12 protein-coding genes are annotated in these 23,468 nt (G+C 46.8%); 8 read left to right on the top strand and 4 right to left on the bottom strand.

The genetic code is table 11. The features are described 5' to 3' along the window. Nucleotides 1–165: 165 nt before the first annotated feature. Nucleotides 166–11,346, top strand: coding sequence for an amino acid adenylation domain-containing protein (locus ACXHJ1_RS20570; protein WP_457905147.1), 11,181 nt, complete (start codon nt 166–168; stop codon nt 11,344–11,346). 22 nt (nt 11,347–11,368) lie between these two features. Here ACXHJ1_RS20570 and ACXHJ1_RS20565 read toward each other — a convergent pair whose 3' ends face one another. Next, complete coding sequence (locus ACXHJ1_RS20565) at nt 11,369–11,509, bottom strand: hypothetical protein (protein ID WP_016818937.1); 141 nt, start codon at nt 11,507–11,509, stop codon at nt 11,369–11,371. 102 nt (nt 11,510–11,611) lie between these two features. Here ACXHJ1_RS20565 and ACXHJ1_RS20560 point away from each other — a divergent pair, with 102 nt between their 5' ends. Then, nucleotides 11,612–13,513: a serine hydrolase domain-containing protein gene (locus ACXHJ1_RS20560; RefSeq protein WP_457905146.1), complete on the top strand. Its 1,902-nt coding sequence runs from the start codon at nt 11,612–11,614 to the stop codon at nt 13,511–13,513. Between the two features lie 101 nt (nt 13,514–13,614). After that, nucleotides 13,615–16,650, top strand: a complete 3,036-nt coding sequence (locus ACXHJ1_RS20555) for a chitinase N-terminal domain-containing protein (protein WP_457905145.1) — start codon at nt 13,615–13,617, stop codon at nt 16,648–16,650. Nucleotides 16,651–16,881: 231 nt separating this feature from the next. Here ACXHJ1_RS20555 and ACXHJ1_RS20550 read toward each other — a convergent pair whose 3' ends face one another. Beyond that, on the bottom strand, nt 16,882–17,229 hold the full coding sequence (locus ACXHJ1_RS20550) for a hypothetical protein (protein ID WP_016818941.1): 348 nt from the start codon (nt 17,227–17,229) through the stop codon (nt 16,882–16,884). 370 nt (nt 17,230–17,599) lie between these two features. Here ACXHJ1_RS20550 and greA point away from each other — a divergent pair, with 370 nt between their 5' ends. Then, complete coding sequence (greA, locus tag ACXHJ1_RS20545; RefSeq protein ID WP_016818942.1) at nt 17,600–18,079, top strand: transcription elongation factor GreA; 480 nt, start codon at nt 17,600–17,602, stop codon at nt 18,077–18,079. Between the two features lie 130 nt (nt 18,080–18,209). On the opposite strand, the gene ACXHJ1_RS20540 is transcribed toward greA, so the two are convergent. Continuing rightward, a complete protein-coding gene (locus tag ACXHJ1_RS20540; protein ID WP_016818943.1) occupies nt 18,210–18,749 on the bottom strand; it encodes a transcription repressor NadR in 540 nt (179 codons plus the stop codon). Next, complete coding sequence (locus tag ACXHJ1_RS20535; protein ID WP_107735017.1) at nt 18,746–19,900, bottom strand: IscS subfamily cysteine desulfurase; 1,155 nt, start codon at nt 19,898–19,900, stop codon at nt 18,746–18,748. Before ACXHJ1_RS20535 ends, ACXHJ1_RS20540 begins: the two co-directional genes overlap by 4 nt. A 167-nt stretch (nt 19,901–20,067) precedes the next feature. Here ACXHJ1_RS20535 and nadA point away from each other — a divergent pair, with 167 nt between their 5' ends. The 4 genes from nadA (at nt 20,068) to ACXHJ1_RS20515 (ending at nt 23,382) form a co-directional block, all read left to right on the top strand. Continuing rightward, complete coding sequence (gene nadA / locus ACXHJ1_RS20530; RefSeq protein ID WP_107735018.1) at nt 20,068–21,174, top strand: quinolinate synthase NadA; 1,107 nt, start codon at nt 20,068–20,070, stop codon at nt 21,172–21,174. 121 nt (nt 21,175–21,295) lie between these two features. Next, the gene (locus tag ACXHJ1_RS20525) at nt 21,296–21,616 is read left to right on the top strand and encodes a hypothetical protein (RefSeq protein WP_017428493.1); all 321 of its coding nucleotides are present in this window, start codon (nt 21,296–21,298) and stop codon (nt 21,614–21,616) included. Next, nucleotides 21,582–22,415 carry a membrane protein insertase YidC gene (yidC, locus tag ACXHJ1_RS20520; RefSeq protein WP_016818947.1) on the top strand — a complete coding sequence of 278 codons (834 nt, stop codon included), beginning with the start codon at nt 21,582–21,584 and terminating at the stop codon, nt 22,413–22,415. The genes ACXHJ1_RS20525 and yidC overlap by 35 nt, the downstream gene beginning before the upstream one ends. A gap of 190 nt (nt 22,416–22,605) precedes the next feature. Beyond that, the gene (locus ACXHJ1_RS20515) at nt 22,606–23,382 is read left to right on the top strand and encodes a GNAT family N-acetyltransferase (RefSeq protein WP_457905144.1); all 777 of its coding nucleotides are present in this window, start codon (nt 22,606–22,608) and stop codon (nt 23,380–23,382) included. Nucleotides 23,383–23,468 lie beyond the last annotated feature (86 nt).

Genomic DNA, 23,468 nt, shown 5'->3' with positions numbered 1-23,468 from the left:
ATCAGTTTTCTAAAAAGAAATGATTTCACTTTGCATGCGCAGAGGGCGGCGGCTTGTCCGACTGCCCTTGCCTGCAAAGTATTATTTTTCCGACACATTGCTCAATTACGTAACAACGCACCATTCCAACAGGGGTACGGACCCCATGAAGCAGGAGGGATGTCATTGAAAGCCTTATTTGAGAAGGAAAAAAACTACTGGAGTCATAAGCTGGAATCTGAGGATCATATCACCTGCTTGCCATACACCAATCATGTGTCCAAGGATACAGCTGCAACGAGTTCTAATTTTCTTACGTACACGCTCACATTTCCATCTGAAATTTCCCAAAGAATATCATCTATAACAGGTGGAGCTCCATGGGCCGTGTTTATGGTTTTGCTGGCTGGAGTTGAGAGCTTATTGCATAAATACACAGGTGAGGAAAGTGTGCTGCTGGGCATTCCAGTAGCCAAGTCTGGCAACAGTACTGCAAAGCCGATTAACCATCTGATTTTACTGAAAAACACGCTGGATTCCTCGACAACCTTCAAAACCTTGCTGTCTCAAATCAAAACTTCTGTCAGCGAAGCAATTGAACACCAAAATATTCCCTTTTGGAACTATACCGAGGGGCTTGAAATTCCACGTAACGAGAACGATAAGCCTCTTATTCACACCACTGCATCCCTGCAAAATATCCACACTTCTTATTTTATGAATCATGTGCAATCTGAACTGGATTTTCAATTTCAATGGGAAAATGCAGTGGTTTCCCTGAATGTGACATACAGTAGCGACCGTTATGACCAGATGACGATTGAACGCTTTGTTGAGCAACTAATACGGCTGTACACCGTTGTTTTGCATCAGCCTGAGCTGGAGATTTACACAGCACAAGTGCTGTCAGAGCAAGAAGTGGAGCAACTGGTTCATACCTTCAACGATAGAGTTGTGGATTATCCAAGTCATGCGTCCATTCATGAATTGTTCGAGATGCAGGCGAAGCAGGTACCACACCAGGTGGCAGTAGTATCCGGACAAGATAGCCTGACCTATGGAGAATTAAATGAAAAGGCTAACCGACTGGCTCATTCTTTACGTAAGCAGGGAATTCACACCGAGCAGACAGTCGGCATTATAGCTGAACGATCGATAGAGATGATCGTAGGTATGCTCGCGATTCTTAAAGCGGGCGGGGTGTATGTTCCGATTGACTCCGAATACCCGGACGAGCGCGTGCGCTATTTGCTGGAGGATTCCGGTGCCGAAATACTACTTGTGCAGAAAATAGAACATCGGCCCACTGATTTTAAGGGAATGGTGCTTGACCTGAGTGATGCCGCGATTTATGGAACGGATGATGCAGATCGTTACGATCCAATCTTGCCGAATGATCATGGAACAAATACGGATATGGCTGATATGGCATACGTGGACTGCCTAAATCCGTTTTACTCTATTTCCGCCAGTTCCGAACTTGCTTCTATTACAACCATCCCAACAGAAGCTACGCAATCAGAACATGCTAAACTAATACATCCGGTTTACGCAGCTGATCGTTTAGCTTACATTATGTACACTTCTGGTACAACAGGCCAGCCCAAAGGCGTTATGGTGGAGCATCGCAATGTCGTGCGTTTGGTGAAAAATACAAACTATGCACACTTGGATGCGGACACGCGCATTTTGCAGACCGGGTCTGTTGTCTTTGACGCGTCTACCTTCGAAATTTGGGGGGCGCTATTGAACGGTGGACAGCTGGTACTGGTGAGCCAGGATGTCATTTTGGACGCACCTAGACTTAAGGCAGCTGTCCGTAATCATGGCATTACCACGATGTGGCTGACCGCGCCGCTCTTTAATCAGCTTTCCCAGCAGGATTTGGAACTGTTCGAGGGAATACAGGAGTTGCTGGTCGGTGGCGATGTGCTGTCCGTACCGCATATTAACCGGGTACTGAAGGCTCATCCGAACCTGCGCATCATTAACGGCTATGGTCCTACAGAAAATACGACCTTTTCTACTACGCATGCCATTACCGGCGTCCAATCAGAAGCCGTGCCCATTGGCAGCCCGATCCATAACTCAACGGCATATGTCGTGGACCGTTCGATGCAGCTTCAGCCGATTGGAGCGTGGGGAGAACTGCTCGTTGGCGGTGACGGGGTGGCTCGTGGATACTGCAACCGCCCGGACCTGACAAGCGAAAAGTTCATCAACAGTCCGTTTCGTAACGGCGAACGCTGCTATCGAACAGGGGACCTGGTGCGGTGGAATGCGGACGGGACGCTGGAATACAAAGGGCGGATCGACGCACAAGTGAAAATCCGGGGCTATCGGATTGAATTGGGCGAGGTGGAAGCGCAGCTGTTGAAGCTGGAGGCAGTCCGAGAAGCAGTTGTGATTGCACGGGAGGATGAGCAGGGGCAAAAGCAGCTCTGCGCTTATGTGGTAACCCATGCGGATGTACAGTTAAGTGAGCTTCGCAGTGCTTTGAACCGAGAGCTACCAAGTTATATGGTGCCGTCGTATTTTGTACAGCTGGAACAATTACCCTTGACACCTAATGGCAAGGTGGATCGCCGGGCGTTGCCGCGACCCGAGGGAGGCATAAGCTCAGGCGCAGAATATGTACCTCCTCAAAATCAATTACAAGCACAACTGGTCAGCATCTGGAAAGAAGTGCTTGAAATTGAACGTATTGGCATTAAGGATAACTTTTTTGAAGCAGGAGGACATTCCCTGCGGGCGACACATGTCATATCACTCATCCATAAGCAATTGCATAAAAATGTGCAGCTAAAGGATCTATTCCAGCACCCAACCATCGAACAGTTTGCGCAGGTTATTGAAGCACTGGAGCAAACCACCTATGAATCCATCCCTGTTTCGGAGAATAAGCCATTTTATGCGGTATCTTCGGCCCAAAAACGGATGTATATTCTCAATCAGCTTGATGGAGCGGGAATTAGCTATAACATACCCGGAGCCCTGACACTGATCGGTTCACTTGATCATAAGGCACTGGATAATGCGTTCCGTCAGCTTATTGACCGCCATGAAACATTGCGAACGAGCTTTGAGACCATGAATGGTGAACCTGTCCAGCGAGTACATAACGAGGTTCCTATTCGCGTGGAGTTGATTCATGCCCCCGGAGCTGACCAGAGGGAGACAGATGAGCTGGTGCATGGCTTTGTCCAGCCATTCAATCTTGAGCAGGCTCCGCTGTTCCGGGCTGGTCTGATTGAAATTAGTCCAGAGCATCATATTTTGCTGTTGGATATGCATCACATCATTTCTGACGGCACCTCTATAAATGTATTGATTCAGGACTTCATCCACTTATATGCAGGGGATACGCTTCCGTCGCTGCGTATTCAGTATAAGGACTACGCTGCTTGGCAGCGGGAGCAGCAACAAAGTGAACGCTATCAAGAACAGGAAGACTACTGGCTCAATACCTTCGCAGGAGAGCTGCCTGTGCTGGATATTCCGACTGATTATCCACGTCCGGCGGTGAGAAGCTTTGAAGGGGATGTACTGGAATTTACGCTCGATCAACGGCAAAGCGAAGGATTAAAAAGCATTGCGATGCAGACCGAATCGACTTTATATATGGTGCTGTTGGCTGCCTATACGACTTTGCTTAGCCAATACAGCGGGCAGGAGGATATCATTGTCGGTTCACCAATCGCGGGACGGCCTCATGCTGATCTTGGCAATCTGATCGGTATGTTCGTCAATACACTGGCAATCCGTAATTATCCGGAAGGCGGGAAAACATTCCGCGATTATGTGCTGGAGGTCAAGGATAACGCGTTAAAGGCTTTTGAACATCAGGATTATCCGTTCGAAGAGCTAGTAGAAAAGCTGGGTGTGGATCGAGATTTAAGCCGCAATCCGTTATTTGATACCATGTTTGCTCTACAAAACCTGGAACAAACAGAGCAGCAGCTGGCAGAGCTGCAATTAGCACCTTATCCAAGTGAACAAACGACGGCTAAATTTGATCTAAGTCTGTTCGCGCAGGAGGATGGGGAACAAATTGCCTGCGGTTTTCAATACGGAACCCGTTTGTACAAACGCGAAACCATCGAACGACTGGCTGTACATTTACAGCAGCTAATCAATGTGGTTATAGAACAGCCGGAGATCGCTCTTGCGGCTATAGAAATGGTTTCGACCCAAGAAAAAGAGCAGCTGGTGAAGCAATTCAGCACTACAGCAGCAGACTCTCCGTATCCACGGGATCAATTAATGCATGTGCTGTTCGAGGAACAGGTTGCACAGTCGCCAGATCGACTAGCGATCACCTTTGCGGACACACAACTCACTTATCACGAGCTGAATGAGCGTTCCGATCGTTTGGCATGCATCCTTACTTCCCATGGGATACGGCACGGGTCCGGGACTCAGATACAGCGAGTAGGGATAGTGGCTGAGCGTTCCATTGAAATGGTCGTGAGCATGCTGGCTATTTTGAAGGCAGGGGGGGCTTACGTTCCTATTGATCCCGAGTATCCGGAAGAACGCATCCGTTATTTACTAGAGGATTCCGGTGCCGAGCTGTTACTGTCACAGCGACGTGAGCAGGTTTTTTTTGAACCAGGTATTCCAGTCATGGATTTGAGCGATGCGCAACTATGGAGCAGTGAATTTGAAGGCTACACTCATACCCATGGATCAGATGCTATTTCAAATGGGGGATCTGCCTTAGATCTTTCGCATGTCATATACACCTCTGGTACGACAGGCAAGCCGAAAGGCGTTATGGTCAATCACCGTAATGTCGTACGATTGGTGAAGAGCACTAGCTACGCCACGCTTGACGAAAATACGCGTATGCTGCAAATGGGTGCAGTTGTATTCGATGCCTCCACATTTGAAATCTGGGGAACGCTGCTGAACGGTGGCCAATTATATGTAGTAAATCATGACACTATTTTGGATGCTGCCAAGTTCAAACAGGCGATGAATAAGTATCGGATTAACACCATGTTCATGACCACGGCTTTATTTAATCAGCATTCACAGCAAGACATTGAAGTGTTTGCATCCCTGAAGGAATTGCTCGTGGGTGGTGATGTGATGTCCGTACCACACGCTAACCGCGTGCTGAAGGAGTACCCGCACCTTCGATTGAGTAATGTTTATGGGCCGACGGAGAACACAACCTTTTCCACCACCTATGAAATTATGGAACCGCAAACTCAAGGTGTTCCCATTGGGCGTCCGATTGATCATTCCACCGTTTATGTGGTCAATCGTTCGTTAAAATTGCAGCCTGTGGGGGCATGGGGCGAACTACTTCTCGGTGGCGATGGCGTGGCACTCGGGTATCTGAATCGGCCTGAGCTTACGGCAGAAAAGTTTATTGAAAGTCCATTCCGGCCTGGAGAATATTGCTATCGTACAGGGGATTTGGTGCGTTGGCGTGCTGATGGCGTACTGGAGTACAAGGGAAGAATGGATGAGCAGGTCAAAATTCGCGGCTACCGCATCGAACTGGGTGAAGTTGAAACCCGTTTGTCCACGATTGCAGGTGTGAAGGAATCGGTTGTGATAGTACGGCAGGACGATCACGGGCAAAAACAGCTGTGTGCCTATTTTGTAACAGACAGCGAACTAAGCGCTAGCGACTTACGTAACGCTCTATCACAGGATCTGCCGAGCTATATGGTGCCGTCCTACTTTGTACAGCTCTCCAGACTGCCTTTGACACTGAATGGCAAAGTAGACCGCAGGGCACTGCCTGCACCTGAGCCTAATGTCGATACAGGCATGGATTATGTGGCACCTGATACGGATGTTCAACAGGCTTTGGCTGCGGCATGGGGAGCCATCTTGGGCATTCAGAAGGTTGGGATACAGGATAACTTTTTCCATTTGGGTGGTGACTCCATCAAGGCCATTCAAGTATCGTCTCGCTTGTTTCAGGCTGGATACAAGCTGGAAATGAAGGACTTGTTTAAATACCCGACAATTGCGGATCTAAGTACTTATATTCAGCCAGTTAACCGAGTAGCCGAGCAGGGCGAGGTTACCGGAAATGTTGTGCTTACACCGATTCAGCGCTGGTTCTTTGAACAGCCAACAGGTGAACCACACTATTTCAACCAATCGGTCATGCTCTATCGGCAGGAAGGCTATGACGAACAGGCACTTCGGCAGGCGCTCCATCAGATTACAACGCATCATGATGCATTGCGTATGATTTTTCGGTCGTCGGAGAACGGACATACAGCATGGAACCGAGGTGTAGATGAAGGCGAATCGTATCATCTGGAGTGCTTTGACTATAGGAACAGTGATGCTATTGAAGGGAATTTGGCGAAGAAAATTGAAGCCAAATGCAATGAAATTCAATCAGGTATTTCTCTGAGCGAAGGGCCATTGATGAGACTGGGGCTGTTCCGTTGCCCGGATGGAGATCATCTGCTGGTCGCGATTCATCATTTGGTGGTAGATGGAGTGTCCTGGCGCATCTTATTTGAGGATTTGGCGACAGCTTATGAGCAAGCCTCCAAGGGTGAGCAGGTGATTCAGTTACCTCACAAGACGGATTCGTTCCAAACGTGGGCCGAAAAGCTGCACGCCTATGCCAACAGTCCGGCCATGGAACGTGAGCGGGCGTATTGGGAGGAGCTTGCACAAGCGGAACTGGCTCCTTTGCCGCAGGATTACGGACATAACGAGCATGATAAACCATTGATTGGCGATAGTGAGTCGGTTACTGCTTTATGGACAAATGTAGAGACAGAGCAACTGCTCAAGCAGGCCAATCGTGCCTACCGTACAGAAATTAATGACCTGTTGCTGACTGCGGTAGGAATGGCCTTACAAGCATGGAGCGGAAATGATCGTTTCCTGATTAATTTAGAGGGACATGGGCGTGAACCCATTTTACCAGAGGTGGATATTACCCGGACGATAGGGTGGTTTACAAGCCAATATCCTGTTTTACTCGATATGCCAGAAGAAACTGTTCTTTCGCAGCGAATCAAACATGTGAAGGAAGGACTGCGCAGTATCCCGCAAAAAGGAATCGGCTACGGCGCACTGAAATATTTATTCGACAGTCAGACACAGGCATCGGAGGGACCTTCAGCCATATTTACGACAGCTCCTGAAATTAGTTTTAACTATTTGGGACAGTTCGATCAGGATATGAAAGGAAACGACTTGCAGTCATCCCCATATGAGGGGGGGATGCCACTTAGCCCGACTATGGCTCGGACATATACACTGGATTTTGGCGGCATCATTTCGGGAGGTCAGCTGGGGCTGACAATTAGCTATAGCCGTACCAGCTACCGACCAGAGACGATTGAGCGATTGGCGAGATTACTGGAATCGAGCTTGCGCGAAATTTTGACACATTGCACCCATAAAGAACACCCAGAGCTGACCCCAAGTGATATTTCCTATAAAGGAATGAGTGTGGAGGGCTTGGACAGCCTGTTATCTGAAATGGGCGCTGCGGGTGAGATCGACAATGTATATGCACTAACCCCGATGCAGAAAGGGATGTTGTTTCACAGCCAGCTTGATAGTCAAGCAGCCGCGAATGACGCGTATTTTGAGCAGGTTTCTTATGATATGCGGGGTCGGATGGACATCGGGAATTTTGCAGAAAGTCTGAATATGCTGGTTCGGCGACATGAGGCGCTACGTACACATTTTTATTTCGGCCGGGATACGGAGCCGTTACAGGTGGTCTACCGAAATCGGGATTGTGGCTTCTATTACGAAGATTTACGCGAGTTGGATAGCGATACAAGGGGCATTTGGCTGAAGAACTTCAAGTTGGAAGATAAAGCAAGGGGATTTGATCTGCGTCGGGATGTCCTGATGCGTATAGCGATTTTGCGCACCGGGGAAGACAGTTACCATATTGTGTGGAGCTTCCATCATATCGTCATGGACGGCTGGTGTCTGTCCCTAATAAATAAAGAAGTGTTTGAGAGCTATGCAGCACTTCAGGAGGGCAGAGTGCCAGAGCTGGCACCGGCAGTGCCGTACAGCCGCTTTATTGAATGGCTGGAAGCACAGGATCGCAAGGCGGCAACTGATTACTGGAGCAGCTATTTATCCGGGTATGAGCAGCAAACAGCACTACCAGCTGTAAAATCCGGCCGCAAGAGTGGAGGCTATACAGCTAGTGATTGGGTGACGGTTTTGGAGCGTGAGCTTACCCTCCGGGTGGAGGGGACGGCTAAGCGATATCAGGTAACCATGAATACGTTATTACAAACCGTATGGGGAATTGTGCTGCAAAAATATAACAACCACCGTGATGTCGTATTTGGTAGTGTCGTCTCAGGCCGCCCATCGGATATTATCGGAGTCGAGGGTATTATCGGCTTGTTCATTAATACCATTCCCGTTCGCATCCTTAGTGAGGCAGGGGAATCTTTTGCAGAAGTTATGAAGAAAACGCAGGAACAGGCGCTGGCTTCTCATGCGTATGATACGTACCCACTGTTTGAAATTCAGGCATTGACTGACCAGAAACAGGATTTAATTAACCATATTATGGTGTTTGAAAATTATCCGGTGGATGAGCAGGTCGAGGAGATGGAAATTGATGGGCAGGAACTTTCCCCGATTTCCAACGTGGTAGCTCTTGAGCAGACCAACTATGATCTGAATGTAGTTGTAATGCCGGGAGAATGCGTGAAGATTCGTTTTATGTATAATGCGTTAAATTATGATCAAACAGACATTGAGCGTCTGCATGGACATTTTGTGAATCTGTTGGAGCAAACTTTGCTTAACCCAAATGTACGCGTAGAAGAGCTAGAACTGGTTACAGCGGCGGAAAAACAGCAAATTACTAGAGAGTTTAATGACACTGCCTCTGCCTATCCAGACAATGAGACGATTCATAAATTGTTTGAGGAGCAGGCAGAGCGCACACCGGATCATATTGCCGTAGCTTTGGGTCATCAAACATTGACCTATCGGGAGCTCAATGAGACAGCCAATCGATTAGCGCGTACACTGCGGGATGCAGGGGTCAAACCTGATGAACCTGTTGGCATTTTGACGGAGCGCTCGTTGGATATGATTACGGGAACACTTGCCATTTTGAAGGCTGGAGGCGCGTATGTGCCGATAGATTCTCAATATCCAGAGGATCGTATCCGTTATATGCTAGAGGACTCGGGAGCCAAGCTACTGTTGGCTCAGCAGGATTTATTGGATCGGTGCTATTTTGACGGACAGATTGTCAATCTGAATGATGATAAGTCGTACAGTGCAGATGCTTCCAATCCGGGTATAGATGGAGCGAGTAATCATGCCGCTTATGTCATTTATACCTCAGGCTCAACAGGTAAGCCTAAGGGTGTCGTAGTTGAGCACCGAAGTGTTGTGCGTCTCGTCCGCAATACGGATTATGTCCCATTTGATGAATCAACTCGAATGCTGCAGACATGTGCGTTTGTATTTGATGTATCTACATTTGAAATTTGGGGTGCACTGCTGAACGGCGGTCAGCTTGTTCTCTTGCATAAGGATGATCTTTTGGACGCAGCCAAGATGAAAGAGACGATACAGGATCATCACGTCAACATGATGTGGCTGACCACACCATTATTTAATCAGCTTTCGCAGCAGGATAGTAAACTTTTTGGTGATGTGAAGTATTTGTTGGTTGGTGGTGATGTTTTGTCTGCACCCCATATTAACCGGGTCCTGCGCGATAATCCGCATATGAACATCATTAATGGCTATGGACCAACGGAAAATACAACCTTTTCGACGACATATCACATTACGGAAGAACAGCTGGATTCTGTGCCAATCGGACGTCCCATTTGCAATTCGACGGCGTATGTTGTGGACTCATCATTTAACTTGCAACCGGTCGGAGCCTGGGGTGAGCTGGTTGTTGGTGGAGACGGAGTTGCGCGTGGTTATTTGAATCGTCCTGAACTGACGGCTGAGAGATTTCTTGCTAATCCGTGGGTGGACGGAGATCGCCTGTACTGTACTGGGGACCTTGTTCGCTGGCGTGAAGACGGCATACTGGAATACGCTGGACGGATTGATCAACAGGTTAAAATTCGCGGTTACCGGATTGAGCTGGGCGAGGTGGAGACGAGACTGGCAAGTGTACCTTCTGTACGGGATAGCGTTGTTATCGCTTTGCGGGATGGAGCAGGTCAGCAGCAATTATGTGCTTACTTCACTGCCGATGAACAGCTGACCATCCGTGAGCTTCGAACTGTGATGTCGGCCAGTCTGCCGAGCTATATGATTCCGTCCGCTTTTGTACAGCTGGATCGGTTTCCGCTAACGACTAACGGCAAAATTGACCGTAAAGCTTTACCTGTGCCGGACAAAGCATTGCACACGGGGATAGAATATGTCGCACCACGAACCGATGTGGAGCAGTTGCTGGCAGCTATTTGGCAGGAGGTGCTTGAAATCCCGCAAGTGGGAATCCACGATGACTTTTTCACGTTGGGTGGACATTCCTTGAAAGTACTAGAGCTTATACGCAAAGTTCGTCTTGCTACAGATATTGAGCTGCCCATCCGTAGTGTTCTGGAGTTCCCAACCATAGAAGAGCAGGCGCTCACATTATTGAAAGCCGATCTGAACTACAAGGTCGATAGTCCAATCATTCGGTTGAATGAACACGGTCCGGTTTCCATCTTCTGCTTTCCTCCTATGCTTGGATACGGACTGTCGTTCGCAGAGCTTGCAAAACAACTGGACCAAGATGCAGTTGTGTATGGATTAGAGTTCGTAGATGATGTTACGGATGAGCAGGCAATGTTGGCACGATATGTTGATTTAATCATCAGCACGCAGGCGCAAGGTCCGTATGTGCTGCTTGGTTATTCTATAGGTGGGAATCTGGCGCATAAGGTTGCCGGCACACTGGAGCACCAAGGTCATACTGTATCCGATATTTTAATGCTCGATTCGGTCAAAAGGGCAGAAGCTCTGCCTTTCACAGATGAAGAAACAGAGCAGGAAATTCATGCCATGCTGGAACAGGTTCCCGAATCCTATCGTGAGCTGTTGAATGAAACGTACCAGCGTAAAATGATCGCTTATGCGGTGTATGGCAACCAGCTTGTGAACACAGAAAATGTTCAGGCGAATATTCATGGCTTTGTTGCCGCTGGATCGGAAACGGTGAAGGGCACAGGAGATAATAAACTTTTATGGAAAGATGCTACACAAGGAAGCTATGAAGAGCATAGCTTGATTGGTAATCATTATGAACTGCTGGAACCCGGATTTATCGAAGAAAATGTAAAATGTATCCGTGCCACAATACACAAGATAACCCGGAACATGGGGAAAGACGTGACACAAGGATTGGCCCATCATAATTCTTGAAAACTTACAGTCGATGATTTAACTAACTGGAATTACTAATTTTATCTGTAATGTATGAATCCTGATCGAACAGGTAAGAAGCCTTCTGCTTACGCGATTCGATCAGGATTCGCTTTATCATGCGCACTCCCGCGAGGGAAGTGCGATGATTCCATAGCGCCATGCTGATGGCTCCCATACGGAGTGTAAATATCTGCTCCGCTATGCAATCACCGCACGGTTTAAATCATGAAATCAACTTCATAGGTAAGGAGGGTACTTCAATATGAAGAATAGAGGTATTGGCTACCTATCCGCATTCTTAACAACGTTGTTTCTTTGGAATCTGCTCATTAATTCAGCATGGGCAGCAGATAGTATAACACCTAATTCAGTGGAAAAAGCAGTGGACGATATCATGAGTACAGAATTGGAAAAATTGCATATTCCGGGAGCGGCCGTCGTTGTGACCCAGGAAGACCAAATTCTTTTTAGTAAAGGATATGGATATGCAGACCTGGAGCGGAAAATGGTATTCGACCCGGCAAAGACCATTGTTCGTGTTGGCTCGCTAACCAAATCATTTAGTGCAAGTGCCACAATGCAACTGGTCGAGCAAAACAAGCTTGATTTGAATGAAGACGTGAACAGCTATCTCCACAGCTATAAAGCTTCGCAATACCAAAATATCCCTTTCAATCTGCATCAGCTTCTGACACATACTGCGGGATTAGATGAAGCGATATACGACATTAACAGCTCAACTCGCGCAGGCGTTTTACCTACAGAGCAGTATCTCAGCACGTATTTTCAAAATCAGCCACCTATCCGCAAACCTGGAATTCAGTATGAATACAGTAATGTCGCCTTCGGTCTGATCGGTAATATCGTGGAGCAAGTAACCGCTCAGGGACTGAATGATTACTTTCGTACACATCTTTTCCAGCCGATGAATATGCCCAGCGCGACACTGGAGTTGCCATTAAATCATCCAGAACTGGCGCAATCGTATCAGTGGAAGCATGGAGCTTATGTGAAACAACCCTTATCGTATATCAATCTGCCGGGAGCAGGAGCGTTGAACGTCACACCCAACGAATTTTCCCACTATCTGATCACTCATTTAAACCAAGGAGAGTATGAGGGCAAAGCGGTACTCCAGCCACAAACGGTAAAAGTGATGCATGCACAGCAATTTGCAGCGGATGCCCGTCTGGATGGCTTGGGCTACGGATTTTTCCGTGGTCAACTGAAGACGGGAGTACCCATGTTGTGGGCTACTGGAGAAATTGATGATTTTATTTCCGAAATGGTACTGATTCCATCCCAAAAGATCGGTATTTTTGTGACCATCAATTCAGCTGACACAGACACCCTGCTTCATGGAAAAGTCATCAATACGATAGCTCAAATGCTGCCCGCAAAGCCACAGGCCGCTTCTCAGTCACTGGCTCGTTCTGTCACGCAAGTGAAGCTTTCGCCAGAGATCGAGGGCGTATATCAGGTGGATACTACTCCTGTTCATGGGTGGGGAAAATGGATTCGGATACTGGGAAGCATTAAATACACCGTTCATATTCAAGATGATCATACGCTAATTGTTAAAGGAAAATACCCGGATCAGAATGAAGCAACAGACAAAGTTTTTCAAGCAGCAGGTGATGGGCTGTTTGTGGAAAAGGGGGGCCAGCTTAAAATTTTGCTGTATCAGGAAAAGGGTACGTGGATGATGATTGCCCCGGATAGTAAGACCATGAAGCAGACGACACTTTGGCACCGTACCTGGACGCTACTCGTCAGCTATGCAGCCGCATCCTTATTTTTCGTCACAACCCTACTGATATGGATCATAAGATATGTGATCAGAGTTATCCGCAAAACGAATAATCACATTTCGTCCAACCTGGCATACATCGCGTTACTAAATACGATTTTTCTCGGGGTACAGGTCGTCTATGGTAACAACCAGATGGTGTATGGCTATTCCGCCTGGTATATCTGGGGAATTTGTACGCTGCCGCTCATTTCAGCACTCATTGCCGTGTGGGTATTGATCGTGAATGGCACCAAGCTGATTACAGGGGAAAAAAGAACCCGGGCTGCCGGGAAAATTGTATTTGCGATACTCACTTTGCTGCATACAGCCTACCTTTTTTATTGGAATTTCCTCCCTTTTCATTATTCCTAAAGATTTACAAAACAACGCATGTCCGCACATAAATGAATGCTAACATTTATATTTAGTGCCCCTCTGAGAGGGGCCTTAAACCAATTAACAGGAGGAATAGAATGGGAATCTTTCGTCGTTTTACATCCCGCAGCTTCAAATACGCAACAGCTATGGTTTTCACTTTATCGTTGTACGCCGGTGTTGTGGGCGGCATGCAACCGGCACGCGCAGAAGGTCCGGCAGACCCGGCCCCTTTCATTGCAGCCAAAGTGGTCAACGAAAACGTTGGTAAAAAAGTGTTGTTCGATAATACACATGGACAGACAGCCGGCGCAGCAGATTGGGTGATTGATGGTGGATTTTCAGATTTTGGCCAAGCCCTTGCAAACAATGGCTACGACGTTCATGAGCTTCGCCAATCTACACCTATTACTTATAATGATTTAAAGAATTATGATGTATTTGTGACAGCGGAGCCGAATATTCCTTTTAAACAAAGCGAACAGGCCGCAATGGAACAGTATGTTAAAGCAGGCAATAGCATTTTTTTCATTGGTGATCATTATAACGCCGACCGCAACAAGAATCGCTGGGACGGATCGGAAAGTATCAATGGGTACCGTCGTGGTGCATGGGAAGACCCTGCAAAGGGAATGAGTGAGGAAGAAAAAAGCTCGGCAGCGATGCAGGGCGTGGTTAGCTCAGATTGGCTGGGTAAGCAGTTTGGTATACGCTTTCGCTACAATGCATTAGGCGATATCACGGCTAATCAGATTGTTGAACCTGCCCAGGCGTTCGGCATTACAGCAGGAGTGAGTAATGTGGCAATGCACGCAGGATCAACATTGGCGATTATTGACCCGACCAAAGCCAAGGGGATCGTATATCTGCCTAAAACCAATCAGGCTTGGGGGAATGCAGTAGATCAGGGCGTTTATAACGGAGGTGGTATAGCGGAAGGACCTTATGCAGCTGTAGCAAAAGTAGGTCTAGGCAAAGCTGCTTTCATTGGGGATTCATCTCCTGTTGAAGATGCAACGCCGAAATATCTGCGTGAAGAGACAGGAACCAAGAAGACAACGTATGATGGTTTTAAGGAGCAGGATGACGCTGTGTTACTGGTCAATATCGTCGATTGGTTGTCCAAGAAGGAGGAGTATACCAGCCTGTCGGATGTAAAAAACTTACAGCTAGATCAGCCGACGGCATTGCTGTCTTTTGAAGCTCCTCAGGCTTCTACGGAACCGCAAGCCGAGCCTTGGTCTGCTCCTGCAGCCGGCTACAAATGGTGGGATCAGCGAACGTTCAAGGCCGGCTCCTATGGCGGACCTACAGCCAGTGCGCAGCCTGTGTACAGCATCGTTCGGCAGGAGCAACTGCCGAATGCACAGCCTTTTCAAATTCGCATAGTTGCCGACCAACTGGCTCCCAATAGTACGATTAGCGGATTCAGCGCAGGTATTTATGTAGCGGGCGGCAACCAAGTAGCCCAGATTCAAAATCCAGATGGAAGCTGGCCGACCTCTTACGGTTATAGCGGAACATTTAGTCTGGAATCCGACAGCAAGGGGCATGCCTATAGGGACCTGACGGTGCGGATCAAGCCGGGTACCAGTGGTGCAGCTAATCTTAGGCTGAGACAAAACGGCAGCAACCTGCTGACCCAATCCGTCGTGCTGGCAGATGTCCCAGCCCAGCCGTTGCCTGAGGATGGCAATACAATTCCGGCTCGAATCAGTGTCGCAGAAGCACGGAATCTTTCGGCTGGCAAAGTTGTGACCTTAGAGGGTGTTGTGACGACAGAACCTGGGGCTTTTGGCGGTCAAGCCTTTTACATGCAGGATGAAAGTGGCGGCATTTATGTATATCAAAACCAAAGCGGCTTTCACCAAGGTGATCGAGTAAAGATTACAGCAAGTTTGGCACTGTACAATGGTGAAGTCGAGTTGACTGATGCAGTGGCTATTGAAAAAACGGGAGAAGGACAACTTCCGCAAGCTGTGCAAGTCACCGAGCTCAGCGATGCGAATCAAGGACAGCTGGTTGAGCTTCCTACTGCCATTATTCGTAATATAATAGATGCAACTCCTGTAGGTTCGTTTGAATTTGATGCAGTAGCGGGTGAGGTTAGCCATCATGTGCGAGTTGATGCACGTACAGGCTTAACACGGACATCTTTTCCGTATCAAGAAGGACAGCAAGTGAAGCTGAAGGGAATTTCGGCGGTTTTCAAAGGAAATTATCAGTTAAAGCCGCGCGGGCTAGATGATTTTTCAGCTCAGACAGGCGCAGCTTTGCAGGAAGTAGAGCTTTCACTGGATCAAACAACATTTAACGTTGGGGATACAGCAGCCACACATCTCAAGGGTACGCTCACAGATGGCAGCCAAGCTGATTTAAGTAATGCCTCTGTTCAGTATATCAGCAGCCATGAATCCGTTGCACTGGATACGTATGGAGAGCTTCGGGCCCTAAAAGAGGGGAGCGCCGAGATTACAGCGAGCGTCACCTTGGACGGTAAAACGGTCGTATCCAATCCAGTAACCGTTAGAGTCGAGAAAAACACTGTAGGTGAAGTGCCGGGTAAACCGGTGCTGTCTCATGATAACGGTCAGGACACCGGACTGAAGGATGGAGACTACAACATCACCATGAATCTGTGGTGGGGCACGAATGGTGATGAACTCAAGTTGTATGAAAATGACAAGCTGATTGCAACCCAATCGTTGCAAGCGGCTTCCCCTGAAGCACAGCATGCAGTCATTTCTGTTACAGGCAAGAGCAATGGAACCTACACGTATACTGCTGAGCTGATCAACGCTTCCGGTAAAACGGTCAGCGACCCGTTAACTGTCGAAGTGATCGATGCTACTCCTGGCATACCGGTGTTGTCTCATAACAATTGGGATGGTGACGGTAACTATACCCTGACAATGAACATGTGGTGGGGTACGAATGCAACCCAATACAACCTGTATGAAAATGGAGAGCTGATCGACACGCAGGATCTGTCGAGCCAAAGTCCGCAGGCCCAAAGTGCTGTGACCAACATCCAAAATCAAAAGCCGGGTACATATGAGTATCGGGCCGAGTTAGTCAATGCTGCAGGAGAGGTTTCCAGTCAAACCATAAGTGTAGAAGTGAAGGAACGTTAATTCGAAATAATGAGCCGTTAAAAAGGAAGAGCATCTATTGACCTCGCGAGAGTCTATAGATGCTCTTTTTTGCGGGAATTAGCATTTTAGGATTGGGTTGGCGAAGCGGAAAGTCCCTCTATATCTGAGGAGCCATAGAAGATCATGGCAACTAGAATCACAATAATGATAAACTCTGCAAAAGATTCTCCATCAAACTCACTCACCACAACTATCTCCTTTCGCCACCTGTTAATTATTTATTTTCTGCGAAAAGGCTTGTATCACCTGATCCAACGTCATATTGCCGTTATCATTTAAAAATTTCACCATATTATCGACATTAGTAGGGGCAGATGCTAATGTTTTGTATTTTCCTGTGAGACCTAAAAATAATGTTGCTTGTCTGTATAAAGTCACGGAATCGACGTTTAGTTTTCCTGTTAGTAGGAGGGCTGCGACTAGGACCTCTACATTTTTTCCTTGAAGTGCTGAAAAGATAGCCGAATTACTGTTTAATCCATTTTTCTTTTGACCGTTAGGGGGGGATTTGGATTTGCGATTCCCGTTCCCATTGCCATTCTTTCCTAAGGAAGCCATTGAATCCTTCCTCCCGCCATACACTGCTCCTGCCTGATTTGCATGAAATTTGGGACAAGGGCAGTGGCACTGCACGTGCTCATTAAAATACGTTATGATCATACGATATGCGAACAAGAAAGCTTTGGTTACCATATGGATCACAGTGGTCGAAGGTAGCTGATTGCTATTTCCTGAATTTCTTTTCGCATGTTGGTCCAATTTAGAGTAAACTACAATAAAGCAAGCTAAATGAGCATTTTGCATCAATTCCAGGAGCTTTATCCAATTAGCAATAGATGGACCCTAACGGTTTAGCTCGTATATATTGTACCTTCGAGTATTGAACTTGAATTATGCAAAGTGCTGAAATAGGAGTTGAAATAAGACCATGTCGAATGAAGAAGTATTGTTAACTAAAGAGGGATTAGCCAAGCTGGAGGAAGAGCTCAAGGAACTGAAGACAGTAAAACGCAAGGAGCTAGCCGAACGCCTCAAGTTGGCCATCAGCTATGGAGATCTGAAGGAAAATAGTGAATATCACTCAGCCAAGGACGATCAGGCGTTTATGGAAACACGAATCATGGTCTTGGAAAAAATGTTGACCAAAGCTCGGATAGTGGATGAAAGTAATCTGGATCTTAAAACGGTCAGTATCGGTTCTACTGTTATTCTGAATGACATCGAATTCTCGGAGAAGGTGGAATACAAAGTTGTAAGTCCTGCGGAGGCAGATGTTCTGGACAACAAAATTTCCTATGAGAGTCCTTTAGGTAAGGCACTTTTGGGGAAAGAAGTGGGCAGTATCATTCATGTCGATGCACCTATGGCTGTAATCAAATATGAGTTACTAGAAATTAAGCTCGCTTAGTCCATTCCCGATTCCCTTTATAAGGGGGCCGGGATTTTTCATTTCTTGCTATTTACATACCATCCCTGCGGAGTGCATTTGCACTCCACAAACTGGAAAGGATTTTTATTGCTTTGCTATCGTATTAAGATTAATCTGTCATTAGGAAGCCGGCTTGCTCCAATGCAGCACAGGCATCATTAATTTTATCTTCATCCGACGCATGCAAGGTATGCAGGTGGATGCCTCCGGTCAGCTGGGACAAATAAGTGGCTTGGGTGGAGCTGATCTTACGTATAAAATCGTCCACTTCTTTGCGAGTTCCGACCCGTATTGGAGCAGTCAGATCTCCATATACTGGATGTTCAACTATAACATCCTGCACACTGACACCGTAGTCTACAATTAGCTTTAATTCTTCTTCTGTTTGTTCAGGTCGGTGATTACACACAATAATACGAGAGGCTAAGGGAGCGGCTTGAGCCGCAGGTTCCATATAAATGTATCCTTGACTCGTTGCAAGTATAGGCTCTTGGCTTGCTTTTAACAGGGAAATATCTTGTACAATTACTTGTCTGGAAACGGAGGACCTGCGTGCCAGCTCGCTCCCGGTCAGCGGTGACTCGCTTTTGAGCCACAATAGCAGCTGTTCGCGGCGATCCGTACCTGACCGTTTTAAAGATTCAGTCAACGGGATAAGCTCCTTTCTTGTCGATGCGTCAGGTCTGTCAAAATATCTACCAGTACATTCAATTCCTCGATGGTGGTTGTCCTGCCGAAAGAAATACGGATAAATTGTAAGGCTTCACGTTCAGATGCTCCAAGTGCCTGTAAGGCAGGTGAAGGATCGTGATGTCCGGCGGCACATGCGCTTCCGGTAGATATACAGACACCGCTGCGATTACATTCCAGCATAACATATTGTCCCTCGTAACCGTGAAAAAAACATCCTACAATATGATGAAGCACTGCTTTTTTTTCGCTTTCCTCTACCACCCAACGTAATGGAATGGATCTTTCCTGAATTTTCGTAATAAAGTATCTTCGCAGGGTAGCATATCGCTCCTGATGCATCTCCATCTGTTCCGTCATCATTTCTGCCGCTGCGACAAAGGCTGCAATCCCAGGAACATTAACTGTACCAGGACGAAATCCGTTTTCATGCAGTGTATCAGGATACACCGGACGCCATGGGGTTCCGGGTTTAAGATATGCAGCACCGACACCTTTGGGGCCATATACTTTATGGCTTGATATAGAGAGTGCATCCACTCCCATGGCTTCTACATCTATGTGAACATTCCCAAATGTTTGTACCGCATCACTGTGCAACATAATACCACGTTCGTGGAGCAGGGGAGACAAGGCAGCAAGATCCTGAATCAGCCCTGTCTCTGAATTGGCGTGTTGTATTGATACAAGCCCGGTGTTGTCTCTAAGATGGGGTACAAGAACTTCACGGGTTATTCGTCCTTCCTGATCCGGTTGTATAATAGTTAGCTCATAGCCCTGATGTTCTAGCAAAGTAGCAAGATTGTACATCGAGTGATGTTCCAAAGCGCTCATAATCCAATGCTTTTTGTCTGGCGGCAGCCCGTTCAGGATTGATTGCACGACCACCATATTGGATTCTGTGCCCCCTGATGTAAAATAGATGCCTTCCTTTTGCCCGCCAATCATTTTTGCCATTCGTTGCCTGCTGTAATCTAGTGTGTAGGCTGCTTGACCGCCCGCATCATGGAGGCTGCTGGCATTTCCGAACATTTCCTTATTCATTACGCTATATATATGCAAAGCTTCGTCACACATGGGTGTGGAAGCGGCATAGTCCAGGTAAATCACAGCAAATCCTCCCCGCTTAAAAATAATTCCATTCCAAAAACTCTTGAGATTATTGTAGGCATGTGTAAATATAGGTGTCAAGACACATGTAAATATGTTTTGTACACATAGCGGTTATCTATTCGTGAGCGAGGGACAGTCAGCCGCAACGATATGGAGGGAATCTAATGTCTATGCTAGACGTTTTACAAGGAAATCGTGGACTTATGCCAGAGCATTATAAAACACTGACGGTTGCTGACATGGAGCAACGCGTAGCCGAGCTGAAACAAAAATGGGGCTCAAAGCTGCTCATTCCGGGCCATCACTATCAGAAAGACGAGGTTATCCAATTTGCTGATATAACAGGAGATTCTCTACAGCTTGCTCAAATGGCGGCACAAAATCAGGAAGCGGAGTTTATTGTGTTTTGCGGGGTTCATTTTATGGCGGAGACAGCGGATATGCTGACTACCGACCGGCAAACCGTTGTTCTGCCGGATATGCGCGCAGGCTGCTCAATGGCAGATATGGCGAATATGGAGCAGACGGAACGAGCGTGGAAGCATTTGCAGGAGTTGGTTGGTGATACGATCATTCCGTTAACATATGTAAATTCCACAGCAGAGATTAAAGCCTTTGTAGGACGGCATGGCGGGGCTACCGTGACTTCTTCGAATGCCAAGCAGGTGCTAGACTGGGCACTGAAACAAAAGGAACGTATTTTATTTTTGCCGGATCAACATTTGGGACGCAATACCGCCCATGATCTTGGAATTCCGCTAGATGAAATGGCCGTATGGAATCCTATGACCGATCAGTTGGAGACTGAACGAAACCCGGCAACCATAAAAATCATTTTATGGAAAGGGCATTGTTCAGTTCATGAAAAATTTACGGTAGATCATATTCGCAACGTCCGTGAACGCGATAAGAATATCCGAGTCATCGTTCATCCCGAATGCTCTTATGAGGTTGTACAACTCGCAGATTGTGCTGGCTCCACCAAATTCATCATCGATACGATCCGTGCGGCAGAGCCGGGAACCCGTTGGGCCGTTGGCACAGAGATGAATCTCGTGCAACGAATTAGACAACAGCACCCTGAACAGCAGATTGAATCGCTCAATCCCGATATGTGTCCTTGTCTGACCATGAACCGGATCGATCTTCCGCATTTGCTGTGGGCAATGGAACAGATTGATCGGGGAGAGCCTGTAGGTGTAATTCGGGTGGATGCTCAGATCAGACAGGACGCTGTACAGGCACTGAATCGTATGCTTGCTATACGTTAAGTTTTACCGTTACGTAGAGCGTACTTTCTTGTGTAATCCGATCTCTATCTCTATTTAAAGATTAGTCGATTGTCCGGTTTCGTGCTATAATTGTAGCAACATACCGAAGGAGGTGAATCCCTTGTTTGAGCTTCAGGACCTACTCCCCTATTTGCTTACGATCGGCTTGCTGTGCACAGTGACATATACGTATCTTGCTCATTTGCATGGCAGCGTAGCTGAATGCTGGGTCGAAGGCGGCCCCGTTCGCTCGCATGCTTCTCCGCTGATGCCGATGTCTGCCCGCGGACAGGACATGCCTGTCCGGCTAGCACGTCACATTCGGCGGAAGGAAGCGCCAGATGAAGATGCTTCCGATTGTTCCCCCTTGTTGAAAAATGGCACAGCCAATCAACGAGGAGGAACATATGAAACGATTCAAGGGATTCACTTTTTGGGGTAAACAAGAACGGATATTGGGTTTAATCGTAGCGTTGGCGGTGGTCATGCTGCTGTCTGGTTGTGGTGCGAATGCTGCGGAGATTAATGCACAGACACCTGGTTTTTTTAATCATTACGTGGTATTCCCACTTTCTTGGCTCATTCAGCATTTGGCGGAATGGTTCGGTGGAAGTTTTGGGCTGGCGATCATGACTTTGACATTCATTGTCCGTCTGGCCTTATTGCCGCTAATGATGCGTCAAACGCGTGCCCAGCAGGGTATGAAGCGCAAGATGAGCGCTATGCAGCCCGACTTGGACCGAATTAAAAAGAAGTATGAGAATAAAAAAGATACCACCAGCCAGCAGAGTATGCAGCAGGAAATGATGGCGCTGTACAAAGAGCATCAATTCAATCCGCTCAATATCGGTTGTCTGCCTATTCTCATTCAGCTCCCGATTTTAAGCGGTATGTATACTGCCATCCGACTCACGCCGGAGTTGGCGTCACATTCCTTCTTATGGTTCCGGCTCGGACAGCCGGATTGGATTCTGGCAATTGTCGTCGCAGTTGTATACTTGGCACAGGCTAAGCTTTCTCAGCAACAGATGACGGCTGACCAGCGCAAGCAATTTGCTATTATGGGTTATCTTTCACCGATTATGATGGCGGTCTTTTCCTTCAACGCTCCTGCGGCCATGCCTTTATATTGGACCGTAAGCGGCACCTTTTTGCTGCTTCAATCGCTGTGGTTCCGCAAACGCTATCCAATTGAAGAAGCAGAGAATAAGATTAAACTTGGTGAAGTCACGCCAACCTAATAAGAAGATGCTATTTGTTTGACATAGAATTGTGTTAGCAGTGTCTCACATGCAATGACAGATGCCATTCGAGCCAATAAGGCTTGAGTGGTGTCTTTTTTTGTGCTGTTTTTTTCACTATATTTCGCTTGCGGTTTTGTAATCATTATGAAATCCTTATATCAATATTCATAAAGTTAGGAGAGACTAAATGGAAAATTCAACAACAACCATTGAATGGTATGAAAATCAAATAAGGGAAGACGGCTGTTTTTGCATGAGAAGCATGCAAAAAGCACCGGGATATGTACAAAAACTAAATTGGACAGAAAAAGAATTCACTCAAAGTTTGACTTACATACAATTGAGAAAAGACAATAAACCAGCGGGATTTATAGAGTATGCATCGGGTGAACAAGCATGGAGAGCTGTTCATGCGGATGGATATCTAGTAATTCATTGTATCTGGATTGCTGTAACCGGCTTGGGATTAGGCTCACAGCTTATTCAACGCTGCATTCAAGATGCTATTACGTTGGGGAAGAAGGGAGTGGCAGTCGTTACAAATATAGATACCTCCTGGGCGCCAGGTCCCGAAATTTTTCTGAAAAACGGATTTCGGCATGTGGAGGATGCTCCATATTCTTTTCAGTTGTATGTTTATAAGTTTAATCAAGAGCATTCAGATCCTTATTTTCCTAATAATTGGGTTCAACGTCTGGATCGTTTTAGTGAAGGCTTAACCATTTTACGAACTCATCAATGCCCTTATCTGGAAATAGCCACGCACAATGCGATTGAAGTAGCTGAGACTGTGGGGATACAACCCGAGATTATTGATATACGAGATCGTTCACAACTCATGGAACTGTCTCCGACACCGTATGGCGTATTTCACGTGATCTGTAATGGGGAATTGATTTCATATCACAGGATGACTCCTCGTTCTTTTGCCAAAAAGCTAACCATGCTTTATTCTAAAAGCTAATCTTTTTATGAAATGATACAAGAAAAGTGGGTAAAGTAAATACATGGAGGATGCGAAAGCTACATTTTGTTTGATCACGGGATGAA

The sequence above is a fragment of the Paenibacillus sp. ALE2 genome (assembly GCF_054113385.1).
This window is presented reverse-complemented; position numbering and strand designations above follow the sequence as displayed.

Bases quoted from the DNA above. Each gene is read 5' to 3' on its own strand.
- ACXHJ1_RS20565 (WP_016818937.1), bottom strand. From the start codon at position 11,509: ATGGCGCTATGGAATCATCGCACTTCCCTCGCGGGAGTGCGCATGATA.
- yidC (WP_016818947.1), top strand. From the start codon at position 21,582: ATGAAACGATTCAAGGGATTCACTTTTTGGGGTAAACAAGAACGGATA.
- greA (WP_016818942.1), top strand. From the start codon at position 17,600: ATGTCGAATGAAGAAGTATTGTTAACTAAAGAGGGATTAGCCAAGCTG.
- ACXHJ1_RS20515 (WP_457905144.1), top strand. From the start codon at position 22,606: ATGGAAAATTCAACAACAACCATTGAATGGTATGAAAATCAAATAAGG.
- nadA (WP_107735018.1), top strand. From the start codon at position 20,068: ATGTCTATGCTAGACGTTTTACAAGGAAATCGTGGACTTATGCCAGAG.
- ACXHJ1_RS20550 (WP_016818941.1), bottom strand. From the start codon at position 17,229: ATGGCTTCCTTAGGAAAGAATGGCAATGGGAACGGGAATCGCAAATCC.
- ACXHJ1_RS20560 (WP_457905146.1), top strand. From the start codon at position 11,612: ATGAAGAATAGAGGTATTGGCTACCTATCCGCATTCTTAACAACGTTG.
- ACXHJ1_RS20555 (WP_457905145.1), top strand. From the start codon at position 13,615: ATGGGAATCTTTCGTCGTTTTACATCCCGCAGCTTCAAATACGCAACA.